Here is a 20,785-nt window from a genome sequence, read left to right as displayed (position 1 = left end):
GGATCTGTTCGGGACTTCGCATGAGAGGGGCAAGTGGGGGGGGGGAGTCAGGGCTGCCGTGCGGGCGGGGTGACCGGGGCGTACGCGACCGGGGGACCGGGATCCGCGGGCAGCCGGTCCGCGAGGAAGCCGTACGTCCGGCGCAGCTCGGGGTCGGTCAGGGAGCGCCACCAGCGGTCGACGCCGTACCAGCCGGGGGCCGCGAGGGCACCGCCGTGCCGTCCGACGGACAGACCGGCCGCCAGCACGGCGAACCTCAGCCGCTCCTCCAGCGGCCAGCCGCCGAGCGAGGCCGCGACGAAGCTGGCCCCGAACACGTCCCCGGCGCCCGTCGCGTCGAGGACGTCGACGTCCAGGGCGGGCACCTGCGCGTACTCGCCGGTCGTCTGGTCGACGGCGACCGCGCCGTCACCGCCGCGTGTCACCACGGCCACCGGCACGAGCTCGCTGAGCGTGCCGAGGGCCGCGACCGCGCTGTCGGTGCGGGTGTAGGCCATGGCCTCGGTCTCGTTGGGGAGGAAGGCATGGCACAGGCGGAGCTGGTCGAGCAGGTCGGTGGACCACTGCTGGGTGGGGTCCCAGCCGACGTCGGCGTAGATGTGGGTGCCGTTCGCGGCGGCCTTGGCGAGCCACTCGCGGGGCTCGGCCTCGATGTGTACGAGGGCGGTGCGCGCCTCGGGCGGGTCGCCCATCAGCACGTCCTGCGAGTACGGGGGCTCCTGGCCGTGGGTGACGAGGGCCCGGTCGTGGCCGTGGGCCAGGGAGACGGTGACGGGGGTGGGCCAGCCGTCCGCGGTGCGGGAGAGCGAGAGGTCGATGTCCTCCTGGTCGCACAGGACGTCCCGGCAGTACTCGCCGTACAGGTCGTCGCCGAACACCGTGGCCAGCGAGGTCCTCAGGCCGAAGCGGGCGGCGGCCACCGCGAGGTTCGCGATGCCGCCCGGACCGCAGCCCATCCCGCCGGTCCAGATCTCCTCACCCGGTGTCGGCGGTTTCCCGAGCCCCGTGAGGACGAGGTCGTAGAAGAGCAGCCCGGTCAGGAGCACATCGGGCCTGTCGTCGTCCACGCGTGCACCCTCTCGTCAAAACTCGTCATTTTCGATGACCGGAATCGTGCGCCGCTCCGCGAGATTGGTCAATACCTGAGCAGAAATGAGCATGGCGATGATTGAAGATGACGAGTAGTGTTCACGTCGTGCTGGCAGAACGACGACACCAACTCATCCTGCGGGCCCTGCGCTCCGGCGGCCCCGCGGCCGTGACCGATCTCTCCGAGCAGCTGGGTGTGAGCCCCGCCACGATCAGGCGTGACCTGCTCAAACTGGAGGAGGACGGCCTGCTCACGCGGGTGCACGGCGGTGCGGTCGTGGAGGAGGGCGACCAGCCCTTCGCCGAGGTCGCCGAGATGCGCGTGCCCGAGAAGGACGCGATAGCCGCGCACGCCGCCGCGATGATCGAGGACGGTCAGTCGGTGCTGCTCGACATCGGCACCACCGCCTTCCGGCTGGCCCGCCAGCTGCACGGCCGCCGCCTCACCGTGATCACCAGCAACCTGGTGGTCTACGAGGAGCTCGCCGACGACGAGGGCATCGAACTGGTGCTGCTCGGCGGCATGGTCCGCCGCGAGTACCGCTCCCTGGTCGGCTTCCTCACCGAGGACAATCTGCGCCAGCTGCATGCCGACTGGCTGTTCCTGGGCACCAGTGGAGTGCGGCCGGGCGGGCAGGTGATGGACACGACGGTCGTCGAGGTGCCGGTCAAGCGGGCCATGATCAAGGCCGGCGAGAAGGTCGTGCTGCTCGCCGACGCGGCGAAGTTCCCGGGCACGGGCATGGCGAAGGTCTGCGGCCCGGAGGACCTGGACGTGGTGGTGACGAACGCGCCCGTCGACGGGGCGACGCGGTCCTCCCTGGAGGAGGCGGGCGTCGAGGTCGTCGTGGCAGGAAAGGTGCAGGCGTGAAACTGACGATTCTGGGCGGCGGCGGGTTCCGGGTGCCGCTGGTGTACGGGGCGCTCCTGACGGACCGCGCCGAGGGCCGGGTCACCCAAGTCGTGCTGCACGACCTGGACGCCGGGCGACTCTCCGCGGTGACCCGGGTGCTCGCCGAGCAGGCGGCCGGGGTGCCCGACGCGCCCGTGGTGACGGCCACCACTGACCTCGACGAGGCCCTGCGCGGCGCCGACTTCGTGTTCTCCGCGATCCGCGTCGGCGGCCTCGAAGGCCGGGCGAACGACGAGCGGGTCGCGCTCGCCGAGGGCGTCCTCGGCCAGGAGACGGTCGGCGCGGGCGGCATCGCCTACGGCCTGCGCACGGTCCCGGTCGCCGTCGACATCGCCCAGCGGGTGGCGCGCCTCGCGCCGGACGCCTGGGTCATCAACTTCACCAACCCCGCGGGCCTGGTCACCGAGGCCATGTCCCGCCACCTCGGCGACCGCGTCATCGGCATCTGCGACTCGCCGGTCGGCCTAGGCCGCCGTATCGCCCGCGTGCTCGGCGTGAAGAACCCCGGCGAGGCGTGGATCGACTACGTCGGCCTCAACCACCTCGGCTGGGTCCGCGGCCTGCGTGTCGCCGGCCGGGACAAGCTCCCGCGCCTGCTCGCCGACCCCGACCTGCTCGGCTCCTTCGAGGAGGGCAAGCTCTTCGGTGTCGACTGGCTCCGCTCGCTCGGCGCCATCCCCAACGAATACCTGCACTACTACTACTTCAACCGCGAAGCCGTCCGCGCCTACCAGGAGGCCGAGAAGACCCGCGGCGCCTTCCTGCGCGACCAGCAGGCCGCCTTCTACGACGAGGCCCGCCGCTCCGACGTCTCCGCGCTGGAGGTCTGGGACCGCACCCGCGCCGAGCGCGAGGCCACCTACATGTCCGAGAACCGGGAGACGGCCGGCGCCGGCGAGCGCGACGCCGACGACCTGTCCGGCGGCTATGAGAAGGTGGCGCTCGCCCTGATGCGGGCCATCGCCCGAGACGAGCGCACCACCCTGATCCTCAACGTCCGCAACCAGGCCACCCTGTCCGTCCTCGACACCGACGCCGTCATCGAGGTGCCCTGCCTGGTCGACGCCAACGGAGCCCACCCGGTCGCCGTCGCCCCGCTGCCCGACCACGCCACCGGCCTCGTCTGCTCGGTCAAGGCGGTCGAGCGCGAGGTGCTGGCCGCCGCCGAGTCCGGCTCCCGTACGACGGCCGTGAAGGCCTTCGCGCTGCACCCGCTGGTCGACTCGGTGGGCGTCGCCCGCAGACTGGTCGACGGCTACACCGGGGTGCATCCCGGCCTCGCGTACCTTAAGTAGCATTCGCGCCGGAAAGCGCTTCCCCACCCGGCTTCCCTCCCAGTCGCCGCTCGCTTCCCCTCCGCTTGCTCCCTCCCTGGAGAACCTGATGCACGACGAACGCCGCCGGATCGAAGAGCGCGTCGAGCGCCTCCACAACCAGCGCATCAAGCCCGCGATCTACTCGGCCACCGTGCCCTTCGAGGTCGAGGCGTGGCAGGCGCCGGGTGAGCCGGTCCCCTTCGAGGAGGCCGCGGCCGCCCGCTACGCGCCCTTCGCGATGGACACCCCGTGGGGCCCGCCCTGGGGCACGACCTGGTTCCGGATGCGCGGCCGGGTGCCCGCGGAGTGGGCCGGGCGGCGCGTCGAGGCGGTCATCGACCTCGGCTTCGTCGGTGACTGGCCCGGCAACCAGGCCGAGGCCCTGGTCCACCTGCCCGACGGCCGTCCGCTGAAGGCGGTCAACCCGCTCAACCAGTACGTGCCGATCGGCAACCCGGTCTCCGGCGGCGAGGAGATCGACTACCTGGTCGAGGCCGCCTCCAACCCCGACATCCTGGCGAACGACTTCGCGGCGCCCACCCCGCTCGGCGACGTCCGCACGGCGGGCGACAAGCCGCTGTACACCTTCCGGCGCGCCGACCTGGCCGTCCTGGACGAGGAGGTCTGGCACCTCGACCTGGACCTCCAGGTGCTGCGCGGGCTCATGGTCCACCTCGGTGAGCACGAGCCCCGCCGCCACGAGATCATGCACACCCTCGACAAGGCCATGGACACCCTGGACCTGGACGACATCTCCGGCAGCGCCACCGCCGTACGCGAGGTCCTGGCCCCCGTCCTGGCCCGCCCCGCGCACGCCAGCGCGCACACGGTCTCCGGTGTCGGCCACGCCCACATCGACTCGGCCTGGCTGTGGCCCATCCGCGAGACCAAGCGCAAGACGTCCCGCACCTTCTCCAACGTGACGTCCCTCGCGGACGAGTACGACGACTTCATCTTCGCCTGCTCACAGGCCCAGCAGTACGAGTGGGTGCGCGACAACTACCCGCACGTGTGGGCCCGCATCCAGGAGTCGGTGAAGAAGGGCCAGTGGGCGCCGGTCGGCGGCATGTGGGTCGAGGCCGACGGCAACCTGCCCGGTGGCGAGGCCATCGCCCGCCAGCTGATCCACGGCAAGCGGTTCTTCATCGAGCACTTCGGCGTCGAGACCAAGGGCGTTTGGCTGCCCGACTCCTTCGGCTACACCGCGGCCTATCCGCAGCTCGCCAAGCTCGCCGGCAACGAATGGTTCCTGACCCAGAAGATCTCCTGGAACCAGACCAACAAGTTCCCCCACCACACCTTCTGGTGGGAGGGCATCGACGGCACCCGCATCTTCACCCACTTCCCGCCCATCGACACCTACAACGCCCGCTTCAGCGGCGAGGAGATGGACCGCGCCGTCCGCAACTACTCGGAGAAGGGCGGCGGCACGCGCTCCCTCGCCCCCTTCGGCTGGGGCGACGGCGGTGGCGGCCCCACCCGCGAGATCATGGAGCGGGCGCGCCGGCTGGCCGACCTGGAGGGCTCGCCCAAGGTCGTCATCGAACACCCCGACGAGTTCTTCGCCCAGGCCCGCGCGGAGTACGAGGACGCCCCCGTCTGGGTCGGCGAGCTCTACCTGGAGCTGCACCGGGCGACGTACACCTCACAGGCCCGCACCAAACAGGGCAACCGGCGCAGCGAACACCGGCTGCGCGAGGCCGAGCTGTGGGCGACGACCGCCGCCCTGCACGCGCCGGGCTACGCCTACCCGTACGAGAAGCTGGACCGGCTGTGGAAGACGGTCCTGCTGCACCAGTTCCACGACATCCTGCCGGGCTCCTCGATCGCCTGGGTGCACCGCGAGGCGGAGGCCGAGTACGCCCGTGTCGCCGAGGAACTGGAGGCGCTGACGGCCGAGGCGGTCGCCGCGCTGGGCGGGGGAGAGGCCCGGGTCTTCAACACGAGCCCGTTCGGCCGCGCCGAGGTGGTCCGTACGTCCGAGGGCGCACCCGCGTACGTGGAGGTGCCCGCGAACGGCAGCGCGCCCCTCGCGGCGGCCGAGCCCGCCCAGCCGGTGACGGTCTCCGGACGGATCCTCGACAACGGCCTGATCCGGGTCGAGGTGGCGCAGGACGGCACCCTGGCCTCGGTACGGGACCTGCGGGCCGACCGTGAAGTCCTCGCCGACCGGGGCAACCTGCTCCGTCTGCACACCGACCTCCCCAACTACTGGGACGCCTGGGACATCGACAAGCACTACAAGAACCGCTTCACCGACCTGCTGGACGCCGAGTCCGTCACGGTCGTCGAGCAGAGCCCGCTCGTCGCGGCGATCCGCGTCGAGCGCACCTTCGGCAAGGGCTCGAAGCTCACTCAGACGATCACCCTGCGCGCCGGCAGCCCCCGGATCGATTTCGAGACCGAGATCGACTGGCACGAGGCCGAGAAGATCCTCAAGGCAGGCTTCCCGGTGGACCTCCGCGCCCCGCACTCCTCCGCCGAGATCCAGTTCGGCCACATCCAGCGCCCCACCCACACCAACACCAGCTGGGAGGCGGCCCGCTTCGAGGTCTCCGGCCACCGCTGGGTGCACATCGCCGAGCCCGGCTACGGCGTCGCGGTCATCAACGACTCGACTTACGGCCACGACGTCTCCCGTACGGTCCGCGAGGACGGCGGTACCACCACCAGGGTCAGCCTCAGCCTGGTCCGCGCCCCGCGCGTCCCGGACCCCGAGGCCGACCAGGGCAAGCACCGCTTCACCTACTCGCTCCTCCCCGGCGCGAGCATCGCGGACGCCGTCGCCGAGGGCTACGCCCTCAACCTCCCGCTGCGGGTCGCGGACGCGGCGGGCGCGCCCGAGCCGGTCGTCTCCGTGGACGGCGACGGCGTGACCGTCGAGGCGGTCAAGCTGGCCGACGACCGGTCCGGCGACGTCGTCGTACGTCTCTACGAGTCCCGCGGCGGCCGTGCGACCGGCGTCCTGCGCACCGGCTTCCCGCTCGGCGGCGCCCAGGTCACCGACCTGCTGGAGCGCCCGCTGGAGGAGGAGAGGGCGGATCTCACCGGTGACGGCGGCGTGACCGTGACCCTGCGCCCCTTCCAGGTCCTCACCCTCCGCCTGCGGCGCGCCGAGGGGAGCTGAGCCGGTGCCGATGCAACCCTGGTTCACCGACGCCAAGTTGGGGATCTTCATCCACTGGGGGATCTACGCCGTCGACGGCGTCCAGGAGTCCTGGTCGTTCTACGACGACATCGTTCCGTACGACGCGTACATGTCCCAGTTCGACCGTTTCACCGCCGACCGCTACGACCCGCGCGACTGGGCGAAGCTCTTCGCGCGGGCCGGCGCCAGGTACGCCGTCCTGACCAGCCGCCACCACGACGGCGTCGCCCTCTGGGACTCCGCCCACGGCGACCTGAACGTGGGCCGCGACCTGATCGCCGGTTACGCCGACGCCCTGCGCGAGCAGGGCCTCAAGGTCGGCCTGTACTACTCCCACTCGGACTGGAGCCACCCCGACTACGCCTCCACCCGCAAGCCCGGCCGCCCGCCGGAGCTGGAGGACAACCGGTACTCCGAAGTCGCCGTGGAGTTCGAGGACCTGGCCGCCTGGGACCGCTTCCTCGCCTACCGGGACGGTCAGATACGGGAGTTGACGGCCCGCTACAAGCCGGACCTGCTGTGGTTCGACGGCGAGTGGGACCGCAGTGAGGAGCAGTGGCGCATCCCCGAACTGGCCGCGCTGATCCGCTCCGAGGTGCCGGACGTCGTCTTCAACGCCCGCATGCTCAGCGAGGGCGACTACGCGACACCCGAGCAGGGCGCCCCCGTCGTCCCGCCCGAGGGCCCCTGGGAGCTGTGCCTGACCATCAACGACTCCTGGGGCCACCAGCACCACGACCACAACCACAAGTCGGTCGACCAGCTGATCCGCTACTTCACCGAGACGATCGGCGGAGGCGGCAACCTGCTGCTCAGCGTCGGCCCGCGCGAGGACGGCACGATCCCGGCCGAACAGGCCGAGCGACTGGAGGGGCTCGGCGCCTGGATCGCCCGGCACGCGGAGGCGGTGTACGGCACCGGGCGCGGCCTCCCGGCCGGGCACCACTACGGCCCGAGCACCCTCTCCAAGGACCGCCGCACCCTGTACCTGATCCTCTTCGACGCCCCCCGCGCCGAGATCAACGTACGCGGACTGCTCGGTTCGGTACGCCGGGTCACGGTGCTCGGCAGCGGCACCGAACTCGCCCACCGCATCACCGGCGGACTGCACGAGACGCCGGGCGTGCTGTGGATCGAGCCGCCCGCCGCCCCGGACCTCGACCCGCATGCCACGGTGCTCGCCGTCGAACTGGACGGTGAGCTGGAGCTGTACCGCGGCGCAGGGCGTTTCTGACCCCACACGCACCTTCGGACCGGCCGACTGCTGCCCCCGTGACAGCGCCGGCCGATCCGAAGCCCCCGTGCATTCCCCCGTGGCTGGTGCGTTTCCCCCGTTGCTCCCCCGTTGGTCCCCCCGTCCTCCTCGGTTGCTCCCCCGTGTGTCCCCCGTTGTATTTCTGCGTCCCCCGTTGTCCTTCACTCTTATGAGCGCGCCCCCGACCGCCTGATACACCTCTCCGTGAAAAAATCTCAACCGACTTGGCGGGCCGGTGATTTGACCGGAATGCGGAGCGCGCGCCGCGTGGCAATTGCCCGGTGCACGGGGCTTGCCAGCCGCGTCGCCGAGGCTGGACCCTCAACGTGACCGACAGCCGGATTTCTGTCACTCGGCGTCACCCGTTCCGGGAGGCGGCATGGCACAACGGGGAGCACCACGCGCACGGAACATGCCGAGCCTGCGCGTCGGTGGACATGTCTCGACGCCCACGGTGGACGCGGCCCTCGTGGAGATGGCCTCCTTCGGGCTGTCCGCCAGAACGGTTCTGGTCGACCTCACCGAGGCGGAGTCCTTCGACGTGGTCGCCCTGCAGCAGCTGCTGTCCGCGGTGGCGGCGCGGGACCGCAAACGGCTGGAGACCTGCTTTCGCTTACCCGCCGGGCCGGCGCCCCGCCACCAGCTGCGCCAATGGCGGTTCCCGACCGCCGTCTCCGCCGTCACCGGCATGCCGTTCCGGCTCCTCGTGGTCCCCGAGGACTACGCCTACTTCGGTGAGGCATGGCCCACCGACCCGCTGTCCGGCGCGGCCGACAGCCCCCGTTCCTCGGTGCACGCCTACCTCACCTCCCAGCAGTGCTTCGGACTGCGCCCCTACGAACTCAAGGACAGCCTGACCCGCCGGCACATGCTGGAGAGCGAGGTCGCGCACTGGGGCGGGCACGCGCTCAGCCGGCTCCTTGAGCACATCCTGTGCGGCCCGGCCGCCGACGTACTGCGCGTCCTGGTGCAGGAGCTGGTGTCCGGCGCGCTGCAGCGGACCGGCGCCCAGACGGCCGTCATCGGAGCCCAGCTCGAACTGCCCGGCACGGCCGGCGGCACCGGCACCCTCACGATCAGCGAGTGGGACGACGGCGGGCTGCGCGCGGACATGCTCAGCAAACAGATCTGGACGGGTCCACGCGGGACGGACAGGTTCGTCGTGCGCCGCGAGGGGCGCGACGCCGAGGAGACGTACCACGCTCAGCAACCGCCACGGCAGGACGGCGGCGACGCCGAGATGCTCCTGGCGAGCCTGATCGCGAGCAATCCGCGCGACCGGGGCGCGGTCGGGGACGGGGAAGGAAGCCATCGTATGTACACGCTCTACAAGTGCGCTGTGGACACGTTCCAGGGCAGCCTGCGCATCGACTCCGGCCGGCACCGCCTGCGGATCAGGGCCGCCGAAGGCGCCGGCTCCCGCTACGAGGTCGACCTGGCCTCCGGGGTCCCGCCGCAGAACGGGTGCCTGTTCTCCGTACAGCTGCCGGTGCACGATGCCTGAGCCCGGCATACGGATCACCGCGCGGAAGATCGCGGTGGGCCGGGAGATACCCGAGTCGGTGCCCGAGGAACGCGTCAGTCTGTACCGCTGGCTGGGCCAGCGCCTCACCGGGACCGAGGTGGCGACGCCGACGACCGAACGGACCGTCTACGTCAGGCCGGAGGAGCTCTACTCCCCGATGTCCGAGAGCCGCGACTACCTCGCCCGGGCACTGCCCGCCGACGAGGGCCCGCACCTGCTCATCGTCGACATGGGGGACAACCCGTACCAATTGCTGGGCGAGCCACTGCTGTACGACGTCGCCCGGCTGACCGGCGAGTGGTTCAAGGCCCATCCGCAGCGCTCGCTGGTGATCACGGTGCCCATGATGCCGCCGGAGTCCTCCACCTTCTGGATCGAGCTGCGCTCCCTGGAGAGCGCGGACGGGCCGTCCCGGCTGCTGCTCGTGCTCGCCAACGACGGACGCCGCGAGGTGATCCGCGGCCAGGGACCGGACCCCGGGCCGGTGTTCGCCACCGAGTACAAGGGCCTGCGGGCGAGGCTGGCGCCCGAGCGGTCCCCGCTGTCGGCCAAGATCGTGCGCCGGCTGGGGCACTACGGGGTGAGCCGCCGCAGGCCGGGAGACTTCTGCCGGCGGTACTTCTTCCACGTCGAGAACGCGGTCCCCGAGATCAGCCGACTCGCCGGATCCTGGCTGGAGCGGGTGATCGTGCCCTGGGCCGCCGCCGAGGGCACCAAGCTGTTCCTGCTGAGCCGGGACGACCAGATGGGGCTGCACGAGGCCATCGCGGGCATCGCCGCCGCCCGGGGCTGCGGCTTCGGCAGATGCGACAGGGAGGGCCGGATCTTCGACGCCACCGGGATCCGCCCGCTGCCCGCCGACGAGATCGACGGGACCGTGGTGCCGTTCTTCTCCGTCGTCGACCGCACCCGCACCTACGAGGGCATCGTGGACACCCTGCGCGGACAGGGCGTCCGGCTCGCGCCGCGGGCCTGGGCCGTCCTCATCACCGACTCCAGCTCGCAGCTGACCCTCGCGAAGTCGTCGCTGCCCGTGTACAGCGAGGCCTCGCGGGAGCGGAGCATGAAACGCCGTGAGGACTGCGAGCAGTGCGCCATCGGCCTGCCGCACACCGACCCCCTCCGGGACCGCGGCCACACGCTGCGCAGCTACGACGTCTGGGACATCTTCCTGCGGTCGCGATGGGGTTCGGAGAAGAACACCCCGCCGCCGTTCGGGCACCGGTTCCACTACGCGCCCGACTTGGAGTCGGTGTTCGCCGAGCACGGCAACTGGCTGGCCACCAAGATCATGTCGCTGTTCGAGATGCTCGGCGTGCCGCCCGGGGTCGTCATCGTCTGCCCAGACGAGCCCCCCATCAAGACACTGGTCGCCCGGCTGTCCGACCTGATGGGGGACCGGCCGATGGTGATCACCATCCCCGGCGAGGTGCTGGACCACAGCACGGACCCGGAACACGACGAGACCCAGATGGTCCTGGACAAGGCCCACGGCCAGCTGTGGCAGAAGCAGCTCAGCCATCTGAAGGGCCGCGGCGACCCGGTCGTACTCCTCGACGAGTTCCGGGCCTCGGGCACCACGGCCCGCACGATGGTGGACGTCCTCGACCACTGGGGCATCGAGCCACGCGCGTACGTACCGGTGATCGACTTCTCCGAGGAGCAGGACCTGGACGGTCTGCCCGTCCACTCCCTCTACCGGATCAGGGCGGCGAGGAGCACCCGATGACCGAACGGGACGGGCCACGGGAGGCGGCCGGCGCACGGACGGAGACGGCCGAGGAGGCGTGCCGGACGCTCGTCCACCTGCTGTACACCCGCCGCAGGGACTGGGAGCCGATGAGCAGCGCCCCCGACGGGCGCGGCCAGCTGAAGCGCAGCCTGCTGATCGCCGACTACGCCCGCAGGTCGCTGAGCCTGCCGCCGGAACGCAAGACGGTCCTCGACCGGCTGGTCGTGGAGTCCTTCCTGCCGCCGGACCCGGCCAGGCCCTGGCAGGGCGTGCCCACGGCGTCCGAGGCGGTCACGGCGGCCGACATCGGCATCGTGGTCGTCATCCGCGAGGAACTGGAGGCCGTCCTTGAGGTCTTCGGCCTGGACGACGGCCTCTTCGACACCGGACCGGGCGGGCAGCGCTTCTACTTCACCGAGGTGTCCAGCCGGCACCGGCCCGACCGGCCGCTGTCCGTCGTGGTCACGGCGGCAGCCCGAGCCGGGAACGTGGAGGTGGCCGCCCCCACCCGGGCCCTTGTCGAACGGTGCGCCCCCGAGGCCGTGTTCCTGGTCGGCACGGCGGCCGGAGTGCAGGGCAAGGTGCGGCTCGGAGACGTGGTGGCGACCCACAGCGTGCACTACTACGAGCCGGGCCGGCTCGCGAGCCCGGACGTCTGGCAGCCACGCCCGGCCTACGGTCAGGGCACCGACGCCTACGGCTACGGGCTCTACTATTACAACCCCCGTCGCACGGACTTCGGGCGCTCGGTGACCCAGTTCCTGCGCGGCCTGCCCCGCCAGCTGCTGCCGGAGGCGGTGGACCTCGCCCATGTGCCCGAGGTGCACAGCACCAACGTCACCATCGCCTCGGGCGAGAACGTCCTGCGGGACGGCAAGTTCCTCAACGGCCTCAGGGAGCGCTTCGACAACACCATCTGCGCCGCCGACATGGAGGCCTTCGGATTCGTCCGGGCCGTCGGCGAGCGCCGCTGGCTGATCTTCCGCGGCATCAGCGACTACGGCGACGCCCGGCAGTGGGACAACTGGAAGTTCCTCTCCTCGGCGTTCGCCGCGCTGTGCGTGCGGGACTTCCTGCGCACGTACTACTTTCCGCCGGGCAGCGAGACCTACTGAGCGAGACCCCCCGAAGACACCCGACGAGCGAGTCCCCCGGCCGCCGTCGACCGGGGGACAGCAGAGGACCACTCAGCCGGTGAACCCAGCTGTGATCGACGTGAACTGCCAGTTGCTCTGGCTGATCCCGGAACAGTTGCTCGTCACGCCGCCGCCCGGACACGGCCGGTCACGGTTGACCGACCAGAAGGCGAGGCGGGCGATGTGCCGGGAGTTCGCCCAGTCGCGGATCTGGGTCCAGATCGCGGGCGAGGTGAGTTCCTGCTGATCGGACAGGCCGTTCATGCCGGAGATGCCGACATGGGCGTAGGCCGTGGCGTCGTCCCACCCGAAGGTGGCCTTCAGCTTGTTCTTCAGCCCGTCCGTCGCGTTCACGGTGTTGCCGTACATGTCGGCGCCGCCGCCGAAGTCGAACGGCATGATCGTGAACACGTCGATGCCGGCGTTGAGCGCTTTGGCCTGCTCGATGAGCCGGTTGCCCCAGTAGGTCGGCCCGGTCGTCGAGGTGCCGAAGGTGAGGATGGTCCGCAGCCCCGGGTTGTTCGCCTTGACGATCTTCAGGGCGTTCAGGATCCGGTCCTGCACGGTCGCGTTCTCGAACTCGTCGGTGTTCTCGATGTCGACGTCGATCGCCTTGAGCCCGTACGCGTCGATGACCTTCTGGTACGCCCCCGCCAGGGCATCGGCGCTCGAACAGTTCGGCCCGAGCTTGTTGCCGCTCCAGCCACCGATCGACGGCACGATGTCACCGCCCGCGGAGCGGATCGAGTTGATGACGCTCTGGTCGTTCCCGCCGGTCAGCGGACGCGACCCGTCCCAGGCGGGGTTGCAGCCGCCGGAGGACAGGATGAACGCCATCGTGTACCACTTGATCCCGGTCGCACTCATCACCGAGGGAGCGCTCGGCGGGTCGCCCCAGCCCAGGTACAGATAGGGCGCGGCCTGCTTGAAGCCGGTACCGCCACCGCCGCCCGCGTCCGTCGTCACCGTGACGGCGTTGGAGGCCGCCGAGACATTCCCGGCCGCGTCGCGCGCCTTCACCGTGAACGTGTAACCCGTGCTCGGGGACAGCCCGCTGACCGTGGCACTCGTACCGGAGACACTGAGCACCTTGCTCGACCCCTGGTAGATGTCGTACGCCGTCACGCCGACGTTGTCCGTCGAGGCGTTCCACGCCAGCGACACGCTCGACGAGGTCTTGCCGGTGGACCGCAGGCTGCCCGGCACACTCGGCGCCTGACTGTCCGAACCGCCGCCGCCGGGGCCGTCGAGGCTGATGTCGTCGGCGTAGTAGGTGCCCTGGGCGTACCAGCCGTGGACGTAGACGGTGGCGCTGGTCTGTGCTGCGCCGGTCGTGAAGGACAGGGACAGCTGACCGTACGCCGACGGGGACGACGTCCAGGTGGAGGCACCGCCGTCCACGCCGAGGTAGACGTAGGATCCGCGCACCCAGCCGCCGAGTGTGTACGTGGTGTTCGGCCGGACCGAGACGGTCTGACTGCACTTGGCGATGTCGCTCGAACTCACCGCCCCTGCAAGGGCCTTGGACCCACCGTGCACGGGGGAGGAGACGATCGAGCCGAGGTTGCCGGTGCAGGACCAGGGGGAGAGCCCGCCCGACTCGAAGCCGGCGTTGGACAGGACGTTGGCCGCGTGAGCGGTACCGGGAAGAGCGACGGCTCCGGCGAACGCGAGAGCGGCGGAGCCGAGCAGAGCGAGGATGCGACGTCTGGAACGTCTGAAGGGTGAGGTGCGCACGCGATCTCCCTGAGGATGTGGGGTGGTTCGGGAGTGCAGAGACATGCGAAACGGTGCGCAACCAAGTTGGTATGGACCAATCCCGGTGTCAAGACCGGACGCCGGGATTGGTCAACACCCCAAGGGGTGCGGGGCTGTGTCGATATGCGGCTCCGCCGCGTGGGCGCGACGCGCCACGCGCCACCCGCACCCGGCAGATCGCCTAGAGCGGCAGTACCTGCGCCGAAACCCCAACGGACGCGACCGGCGCCGGAACGGCGGGCAGCAACGCCTCCGATCCCTCGGTCCGCTGGTGCGGCAGCGACACCGGCCGCACCGGCCGCGGTCCCGAGACCACCGTGTAGTCCTGCCCCAGGAACGGCGGAGCCACCACTCCCGGATCCTCACCGAGCGCCAACTGGACGGCCAGCCACGGCACATTGACCCCGCACAACGACAGCTGGTGCAACCCGCCGGCCGGCCGCGTGTTGACATCCATCAGCACCGGCGTCTCCCCGAACATCCGGAACTGGATGTTGGACAGATAGTGCAGCCCGAACCCCTCGGCGATCCGCCGCGCCGGCTCCAGCCACTGCTCCTGCAACGTGAACCCGCGCCGCCGGCCGTTCTTGATCCGGCCGATCGCCAGCCGCACCCGGTTGTCGGGACCGGTGAGGCAGTCCACCGACACCTCCGGCTGCTCAAGGCGTGGCATCACCAGCCAGTCAACCGGCTCCTCGGCCTGCCGCAACGCGTCCAGCACCAGATCCAGCTGCACATACGGCGTCGGGAACCCGGTGAGGTGCATGAGCGAGAAGGGGGAGCGCGTGATCATACGGAAGCCCACCCCACCCGCGCCGGACGCCGGCTTGAAGCACGCCTTGTGCCCGCCCGCCTCCAACTCCTCGACGGCGGCCACGAGCTCGTCGGCGGTACGCACCCGCCACCACGGCGGCACCGGCACCCCGATCGCCTGCATGGCCTCGTACGCGATCACCTTGTCGTGGAAGACCGCCACGGCCTCCGGCGGTGGCGCCAGCAGGGCCGTACCGACCGCCTCGAACTCCGCGCGGTGCGCGACGATCGCCGACTGGTGCATCCGGGGCACGAAGACATCGATCCCACGGCGCTGGCACTGGTCGAGCGCGTACTCCACATACCCGGCCGGGGACAGACCCTCCGGCTCCAGCTCGGCGGTGTCGGCGGCGGCCAGCACGGGCGAGTCGGCGTCCCCGTGCGTCGCATGGATCTCGACCGCCCGATCGCTGGGATTTCTCCGCAGCTGATCCATGAAGAACACGTTCTCCGCGTACGTGCGGTTGAGCCAGACGCGTACGCGAGAGACCATGCAGGGCCGTCCTTTCGGGTTCGCGGGCAGGGCAAAGCAGGCCCGTGCCCGGGCAGGGTGAATGGAGGGACACCAAAGCGCCCCGTGCGAAGGGGCTTTCAAAGCGGTGGTGTTGGGGCGATCATACGGCTTTCATGGGGTGCCGCGTGCAACGTACGTGTTACGGAATTGCGGATCATTCCTGACCACTCCCGCCAGCCCCGCGACGACGACGTGATCCACTCTTGTACGGTGAACGCAACCTGTGTTCTCGTGGAGTGATTCGGATGATCGGAAAGGGGCGAGGGTGACGTCGAAGGTCGCCGGTACCGGACAGCTGCTGGCCATCAGCGACCTGCACATCGGCTACGAGGAGAACCGCGCCCTCGTCGAACGCATGCGCCCCGGCTCGGACGACGACTGGCTGCTCGTCGCCGGAGACGTGGCGGAGACCGTCGCCGACATCCGCTGGGCCCTGAAGACCCTCGCCGGCCGCTTCCGCAAGGTCCTGTGGGCACCCGGCAACCACGAACTGTGGACCCACCCGAAGGACACGACCACCCTGCGCGGCGTCGCCCGCTACGAGCACCTGGTCGACCTGTGCCGGGAGCTCGGTGTGATCACCCCCGAGGACCCCTACCCCGTCTGGGACGGCCCCGGCGGCCCCGTCGCCGTGGCACCGCTGTTCCTGCTCTACGACTACTCCTTCCTCCCCTCCGGCTGCACCACCAAGGAGGAGGGACTGGAGTACGCGCACGGGACCGGCGTCGTCTGCAACGACGAGTACCTGCTGCACCCCGACCCGTACCCGTCCCGCGAGGCCTGGTGCGCGGCCCGGGTCGCCGAGACCGAGCGCCGCCTCGCCGCACTGCCCGAGGACCTGCCCACCGTCCTCGTCAACCACTACCCGCTCGACCGGCACCCCACCGAGGTCCTGTGGTACCCCGAGTTCGCCATGTGGTGCGGCACCCGGCTCACCGCGGACTGGCACCGCCGGTTCCGCGTGGAGACCATGGTGTACGGGCACCTCCACATCCCGCGGACCACCTGGCACGAGGGCGTCCGCTTCGAGGAGGTGTCGGTGGGGTACCCCCGCGAGTGGCGCAAGCGACCGGACCCGCCGGGTCGGCTGCGCCGGATTCTGCCCAAGGAGGACGGGGCGCGTTGATCGAGGAACTGCTGCCGGACTCCGTCGTCACCGTCGAGGCGTACGGCGACGACGAGCTCGCCGTGACGCCCCTGTACCCGGAGGAAGAGGCCGTCGTCGCCCAGGCCGTCGACAAGCGCCGCCGGGAGTTCGCCGTCGTCCGCTCCTGCGCCCGCCGCGCCATGGAGAAGCTCGGCGTGCCCCCGCAGCCGATCCTGCCCGGTGAACGCGGCGCCCCGGGCTGGCCGTCCGGTCTCGTCGGCAGCATGACCCACTGCGACGGCTACAGCGCCGCCGCCCTGGTCCGCGCCGCCGACCTCGCCTCCCTCGGCATCGACGCCGAACCCCACCAGAAGCTCCCGGACGGCGTCCTGCCCGCCGTCGCCCTGCCCGCCGAGACGGACCGGCTGTGCCGCCTGGCCGGGGACCACCCGGGCATCCACTGGGACCGGCTCCTGTTCAGCGCCAAGGAGTCCGTCTACAAGGCGTGGTTCCCCCTCACCGGGAAGTGGCTCGACTTCACCGAGGCCGACATCGACCTCTTCGCCGACCCCGGCGAGCAGCACAGTGGAGGCCTCCGGGCCCGGCTCCTCGTACCGGGCCCGTGGGTGGGCGACCACCGGGTCGACGTCTTCGAGGGACGGTGGACGGTCCAGCGGGGGCTGGTGGCCACGGCGGTCTGCGTGCCGCACACCTGAGCCCTCCATGCCGTCACGGCTCCGCGGGGCACCAGTTCTGCAGCAGCCGGAAGAACTCCTCCTCGTTGCCGCTCAGGCCCGCGTCCTGCAACGCCTGTTCCGCCTCGGCGAGGACGGAGGGCGGGACGACGGGAGGCCGGCGGGAGCCGGGAGGACCGTCGAACGCGGCTCGTACGGTGTGCAACAGCCGCAGATAGGCCTGTACGGCGGTGCGCTCGCGGTCGGTCAGTACGGCGGTGGGCATCGGTCGGCTCTCCCCAAGTCGGCGTAGTCACGTCACGCCCCGCACATGAGGGCGTACCACCAGCTTGCCGTCCACCACTGACAATCGGGCCCGGGCACACGTCCGTTCGCCCGCTTAGCGGAGGTGAAACCTCCTTGAAATCCCTTGTGGGAAAGCCGTCCTACGCTGGAAGGAAGGCCTTTCGGCCGCGCTCGCGGCCAGGAAACGGGAACAGGAACGGGGGCGAGTGACGTGGCCGACGTCCCAGGAGCGCACCAGGCACGCGCCGTACGGCTGCGCCCGGTGGGTGACGGAGAACTCGCGTTGCGGTACCGCGTCGTACACGGCTACCGGCGCGCGTTCCGGATGGCCGGCGAAGGGCCGGCGCTGGTGCTGATCCACGGCATCGGCGACTCCTCCGACACCTGGGCCGAGCTGATCCCCGACCTCGCCCGCACGCATACGGTGATCGCCCCCGACCTCCTCGGCCACGGCGCCTCGGACAAGCCGCGCGCCGACTACTCGGTGGCCGCGTACGCCAACGGTGTGCGCGATCTGCTCACCACGCTCGGCATCGAGTCGGCGACGCTGGTCGGGCACTCCCTGGGCGGGGGAGTGGCGATGCAGTTCGCCTACCAGTTCCCCGAGCGCACGGAGCGGCTCATCCTGGTCAGCGCGGGCGGCGTGGGCCGTGAGGTCAACCCGGTGCTGCGGCTGGTCTCGCTGCCCGGCGCCCATCTCATGCTTTCGGCACTGCGGCTGCCCGGCATGCGGCTGCAAGTCGGGCTGGCGGTGCGGCTGATGCGGCTGCTGGACACCGATCTCGGCCAGGACGCGCCGGAACTGCTCACCCTCGTCGACGCGCTGCCCGACGAGACCTCGCGCAACGCCTTCATCCGCACGCTCAGGGCGGTCGTCGACTGGCGCGGACAGGTGGTCACCATGCTGGACCGCTGCTATCTGACCGAGGGCATGCCGACGATGCTGCTGTGGGGGGACCGGGACAGCGTGGTTCCGGTGCGGCACGCGTACGGGGCGCACGAGGCCATGCCGGGCAGCCGGCTGGAGATCTTCGAGGGGGCCGGGCATTTCCCGTTCCACAGCGACCCGGCCCGGTTCGTCGCCCTGGTCGAGGAGTTCACCAGTGGCACGGCCCCCGCCGACTGGAGCCGCGAGACCTGGAGTGAGCTGCTGCGGGCGGGCCGGCCCGGCACGGCGGCAGGGCAGCCCGACACGGCCCGCAACCGCGCGGTGGAGCGGGATCTGCGTGAGGCGAGCGAGCGCAGCGCGACATGACCCGAGGCGCGTCCGGTACTTGAGCTGCCGTGCCCGAGGTCAGCCCTGTGGTCCGAGGTAGCCCAGTGACGCCTCGATCCGGCCCGCCAGGTGGTCCCGCTGGCCCCTTGCCGACGAAACCGCCAGCCAGGCGCGGCACTTGCTGGCCAGAAGGAGGCCGAAGGCCTCGGCCTCCTTCTCCTCGGCCTGGTCGAAGTGGCTGCGGGCGGCGACCTTCAGGACCGTAGACCGCAGGTCGGCCTCGTCGTCCAGGAGACGGGCCGCCACCGTGGCGCCCTCGATGCTGTGGCTGCAGTGGCCGGCCTTCATGTGCCACAGCTCATGGCCGAGGATCACCAACTGGTGGCCGGGCGCGGTGCGCTCCTCGATCACGACCAGGTCCTGGTCGGCCATGTCGAGCCACAGCCCACTGGCGGTACCGGCCGGGAAGGCGGCCGTACGGAAGTGGACGGGACGGCCGCGGCGTCTGCTCATCGCGTCGCACAGGGCGCCGTACAGCTTCTCGGGCGGCGCGGGTGCGACCAACGTCAGTTCCGCGACCAACTCGCCGCACAGGCGGCGCATTTCCCTACCGATGCCCACAGGTCTCCCGTTCTCCCCGCATCACGACTCGGGCCGCTTGACGCTCTCCAGGAGCATGTCCAGCCACTCGGCGACCTTGTCACGGTGCTGGTCGGTGGGCAGTTGGGCGGCCCGCCAGGCGATGCCGCGCACGCCGTGATCCTGGAGGAGCTTCTCCAGCGGGTCTTCGGCGGACTGGGCCGCCTCGCGTTCCGCCAGCTTCTGGAGGAGGTCCTGCTCGGTGCGTTGGAGGGCGCTCGCGAGTGCCTCGGGGTCCTCGGCCGTGAGGAACCCCGCGTGCACCCGGAAGAAGCGCTGGATGGCGTCGCAGTGCTCCATGGTGGGGCGCCGGTCGCCGTTGATGAGAGCGCCTGCCTGCTGGCGGGACATGGCCGCGCCGTCGGCGATCTCCTGCTGGGTGTACTTGCGGCCGTTCGGCTTGAGACGAGTGCGGCGCAGGAGATCCAGGCGCTGCAGGAAGCGGGCCTGTACGTCGCGCTCACCCGCCGGGCGGCCGCTCAGCAGGGCCTTGACCACGGGCTCCGGTACGCCGGAGGCCACGGACAGGCGGCCGGTGTCGAAGACCTCCGCGTGCGGCACGCCGAGCCGGTCGGCGAGCGCGGTGACGCGAGCGACGACGGCCGGCAGCACGGCCGTCGGCATGGCGCTCGGACCCTCGAAGCCATCCGTCACCGACAGATCTCCTACGTCTCTCACAGGCTTCTCACAAGCGGTTGCCGTGAACTTGGTGGAGATTACCCGCTGGTTCGAACTTACATCCAGGTCTCGCCACAACTGTGGCCAATTTCAGCCGTCAACAGCCGTGGAATGCCACGATAGTTGACATGGCTCGGACCCGGGCAGCAGGATCAAGGCGCCGCGTGAAGGCCGCATAGGCAAGAGGGGTGACCTCCCGATGGCATATCAGGCAGGTGGGCAGCGGTTCGAGCCGCGACCCGTCCCCGAGAGCTGCGAGGCCCAGGCGTATCTCCGGGACTACGCCACTCTCCTGGAGGCCGTGCCCTTCCCCTCCGTCGTCCTCGATCACCGCTGGGACGTCGTTCTGGCGAACACCGCTTTCGCGTCACTTTTCCGCGGCATGAGCCCGCATCCGACGGCCATGCCCGGCGACAACTTCCTCCGTTTCGTGCTCTTCCATCCGGATGCGAGCACCGTCCTCGGCGAGCACGAGTCCAGCTGGTGCCTGCCGATGCTCGCCCACTTCGCGGCCGCCCTGGAGCGGGACGGCCACGACCACGGACTGCAGGCCATCCGCCGCGACATCGCCCAGGACCCGATCATGGAGGCCGCCTACCGGCAGGGCCTTCCGCACTGGATCCGCGCGGTCGGCGAACGGGCCGTCGTGCAGGACGGTGCCGTACGTCCGTTGCTGCACCCCGATCCGCGCGTGGGGGCGACCGAGTGCCGCCTCGTCGACGAGACGCCCAGGACCCTTCAGGAGCTCGGCTGCACCCGGCTGACGCTGGTGCTGCGCGAGGTGCGTCGTGACCGGCCCAGGGTGCCCAGGGTCCGTAGGGCGCGACGTGGCGCGAACCATCTGAGGGTCGTGCCCGCCCCCGAGGCCTGATCGGGGCACCGTCGGCGTTCAGGTCGTCGACGGCGTCCCGTCAGTACCGCCGTGCCGCCGCTTCGTCCTCTGGTCTCTCTTGCTGTGAGTGCCACGTTCGCCTCATTCCCCGAAA

At 70.7% G+C, this 20,785-nt stretch carries 17 protein-coding genes; 11 read left to right on the top strand and 6 right to left on the bottom strand.

Features of this window, described 5'->3' with window-relative positions; genetic code table 11:
* Positions 1-47: 47 nt before the first annotated feature.
* A complete protein-coding gene (locus tag POF73_RS30685) occupies positions 48-1,067 on the bottom strand; it encodes a carbohydrate kinase family protein (protein ID WP_272121996.1) in 1,020 nt (339 codons plus the stop codon).
* 128 nt (positions 1,068-1,195) lie between these two features.
* On the opposite strand from POF73_RS30685, the gene POF73_RS30680 reads away from it, so the two are divergent.
* From POF73_RS30680 to POF73_RS30650, 7 genes are all read left to right on the top strand, one after another.
* Entirely contained in the window at positions 1,196-1,960 is a 765-nt protein-coding gene (locus POF73_RS30680) for a DeoR/GlpR family DNA-binding transcription regulator (protein ID WP_272121993.1), read from the top strand.
* Complete coding sequence (locus tag POF73_RS30675; RefSeq protein ID WP_272121991.1) at positions 1,957-3,297, top strand: 6-phospho-beta-glucosidase; 1,341 nt, start codon at positions 1,957-1,959, stop codon at positions 3,295-3,297. Before POF73_RS30680 ends, POF73_RS30675 begins: the two co-directional genes overlap by 4 nt.
* 88 nt (positions 3,298-3,385) lie before the next feature.
* Positions 3,386-6,445 (top strand): alpha-mannosidase, encoded by a 3,060-nt coding sequence (locus POF73_RS30670; protein ID WP_272121989.1) that lies wholly within the window; start codon positions 3,386-3,388, stop codon positions 6,443-6,445.
* Positions 6,446-6,449: 4 nt separating this feature from the next.
* Positions 6,450-7,700, top strand: a complete 1,251-nt coding sequence (locus POF73_RS30665) for an alpha-L-fucosidase (RefSeq protein ID WP_272121987.1) — start codon at positions 6,450-6,452, stop codon at positions 7,698-7,700.
* A 400-nt stretch (positions 7,701-8,100) separates the two neighbouring features.
* Positions 8,101-9,225 carry a hypothetical protein gene (locus tag POF73_RS30660; RefSeq protein ID WP_272121985.1) on the top strand — a complete coding sequence of 375 codons (1,125 nt, stop codon included), beginning with the start codon at positions 8,101-8,103 and terminating at the stop codon, positions 9,223-9,225.
* On the top strand, positions 9,218-10,975 hold the full coding sequence (locus tag POF73_RS30655; RefSeq protein WP_272121983.1) for a hypothetical protein: 1,758 nt from the start codon (positions 9,218-9,220) through the stop codon (positions 10,973-10,975). Before POF73_RS30660 ends, POF73_RS30655 begins: the two co-directional genes overlap by 8 nt.
* The gene (locus POF73_RS30650) at positions 10,972-12,093 is read left to right on the top strand and encodes a 5'-methylthioadenosine/S-adenosylhomocysteine nucleosidase family protein (protein WP_272121981.1); all 1,122 of its coding nucleotides are present in this window, start codon (positions 10,972-10,974) and stop codon (positions 12,091-12,093) included. The genes POF73_RS30655 and POF73_RS30650 overlap by 4 nt, the downstream gene beginning before the upstream one ends.
* Positions 12,094-12,165: 72 nt before the next feature.
* Here POF73_RS30650 and POF73_RS30645 read toward each other — a convergent pair whose 3' ends face one another.
* Both POF73_RS30645 and POF73_RS30640 read right to left on the bottom strand, forming a co-directional pair.
* Entirely contained in the window at positions 12,166-13,896 is a 1,731-nt protein-coding gene (locus tag POF73_RS30645; RefSeq protein WP_272121979.1) for a carbohydrate binding domain-containing protein, read from the bottom strand.
* 157 nt (positions 13,897-14,053) lie between these two features.
* Complete coding sequence (locus POF73_RS30640; RefSeq protein ID WP_272121977.1) at positions 14,054-15,178, bottom strand: ATP-grasp domain-containing protein; 1,125 nt, start codon at positions 15,176-15,178, stop codon at positions 14,054-14,056.
* Between the two features lie 286 nt (positions 15,179-15,464).
* Here POF73_RS30640 and POF73_RS30635 point away from each other — a divergent pair, with 286 nt between their 5' ends.
* Entirely contained in the window at positions 15,465-16,325 is an 861-nt protein-coding gene (locus POF73_RS30635; protein WP_272121975.1) for a metallophosphoesterase family protein, read from the top strand.
* Positions 16,322-17,002 (top strand): 4'-phosphopantetheinyl transferase family protein, encoded by a 681-nt coding sequence (locus POF73_RS30630; protein ID WP_272121973.1) that lies wholly within the window; start codon positions 16,322-16,324, stop codon positions 17,000-17,002. The genes POF73_RS30635 and POF73_RS30630 overlap by 4 nt, the downstream gene beginning before the upstream one ends.
* A 13-nt stretch (positions 17,003-17,015) precedes the next feature.
* Here POF73_RS30630 and POF73_RS30625 read toward each other — a convergent pair whose 3' ends face one another.
* Complete coding sequence (locus POF73_RS30625) at positions 17,016-17,246, bottom strand: hypothetical protein (RefSeq protein ID WP_272121971.1); 231 nt, start codon at positions 17,244-17,246, stop codon at positions 17,016-17,018.
* 231 nt (positions 17,247-17,477) lie between these two features.
* Here POF73_RS30625 and POF73_RS30620 point away from each other — a divergent pair, with 231 nt between their 5' ends.
* Positions 17,478-18,521, top strand: coding sequence for an alpha/beta fold hydrolase (locus tag POF73_RS30620; protein ID WP_272121969.1), 1,044 nt, complete (start codon positions 17,478-17,480; stop codon positions 18,519-18,521).
* A 39-nt stretch (positions 18,522-18,560) separates the two neighbouring features.
* Here the strand turns inward: POF73_RS30620 and POF73_RS30615 are convergent, their stop codons facing one another.
* Both POF73_RS30615 and POF73_RS30610 read right to left on the bottom strand, forming a co-directional pair.
* The gene (locus tag POF73_RS30615) at positions 18,561-19,085 is read right to left on the bottom strand and encodes a toxin-antitoxin system, toxin component (protein ID WP_272122108.1); all 525 of its coding nucleotides are present in this window, start codon (positions 19,083-19,085) and stop codon (positions 18,561-18,563) included.
* Between the two features lie 39 nt (positions 19,086-19,124).
* On the bottom strand, positions 19,125-19,775 hold the full coding sequence (locus tag POF73_RS30610; RefSeq protein WP_272121967.1) for a helix-turn-helix domain-containing protein: 651 nt from the start codon (positions 19,773-19,775) through the stop codon (positions 19,125-19,127).
* Between the two features lie 223 nt (positions 19,776-19,998).
* Here POF73_RS30610 and POF73_RS30605 point away from each other — a divergent pair, with 223 nt between their 5' ends.
* Entirely contained in the window at positions 19,999-20,670 is a 672-nt protein-coding gene (locus POF73_RS30605) for an MmyB family transcriptional regulator (protein ID WP_272121965.1), read from the top strand.
* Positions 20,671-20,785 lie beyond the last annotated feature (115 nt).

It is taken from the genome of Streptomyces sp. HD, assembly GCF_028369295.1.
Taxonomy (GTDB): Bacteria; Actinomycetota; Actinomycetes; order Streptomycetales; family Streptomycetaceae; genus Streptomyces.
Note: the sequence above shows the minus strand (reverse complement) of the source record. Positions and strands in the feature narration are given on the sequence as shown.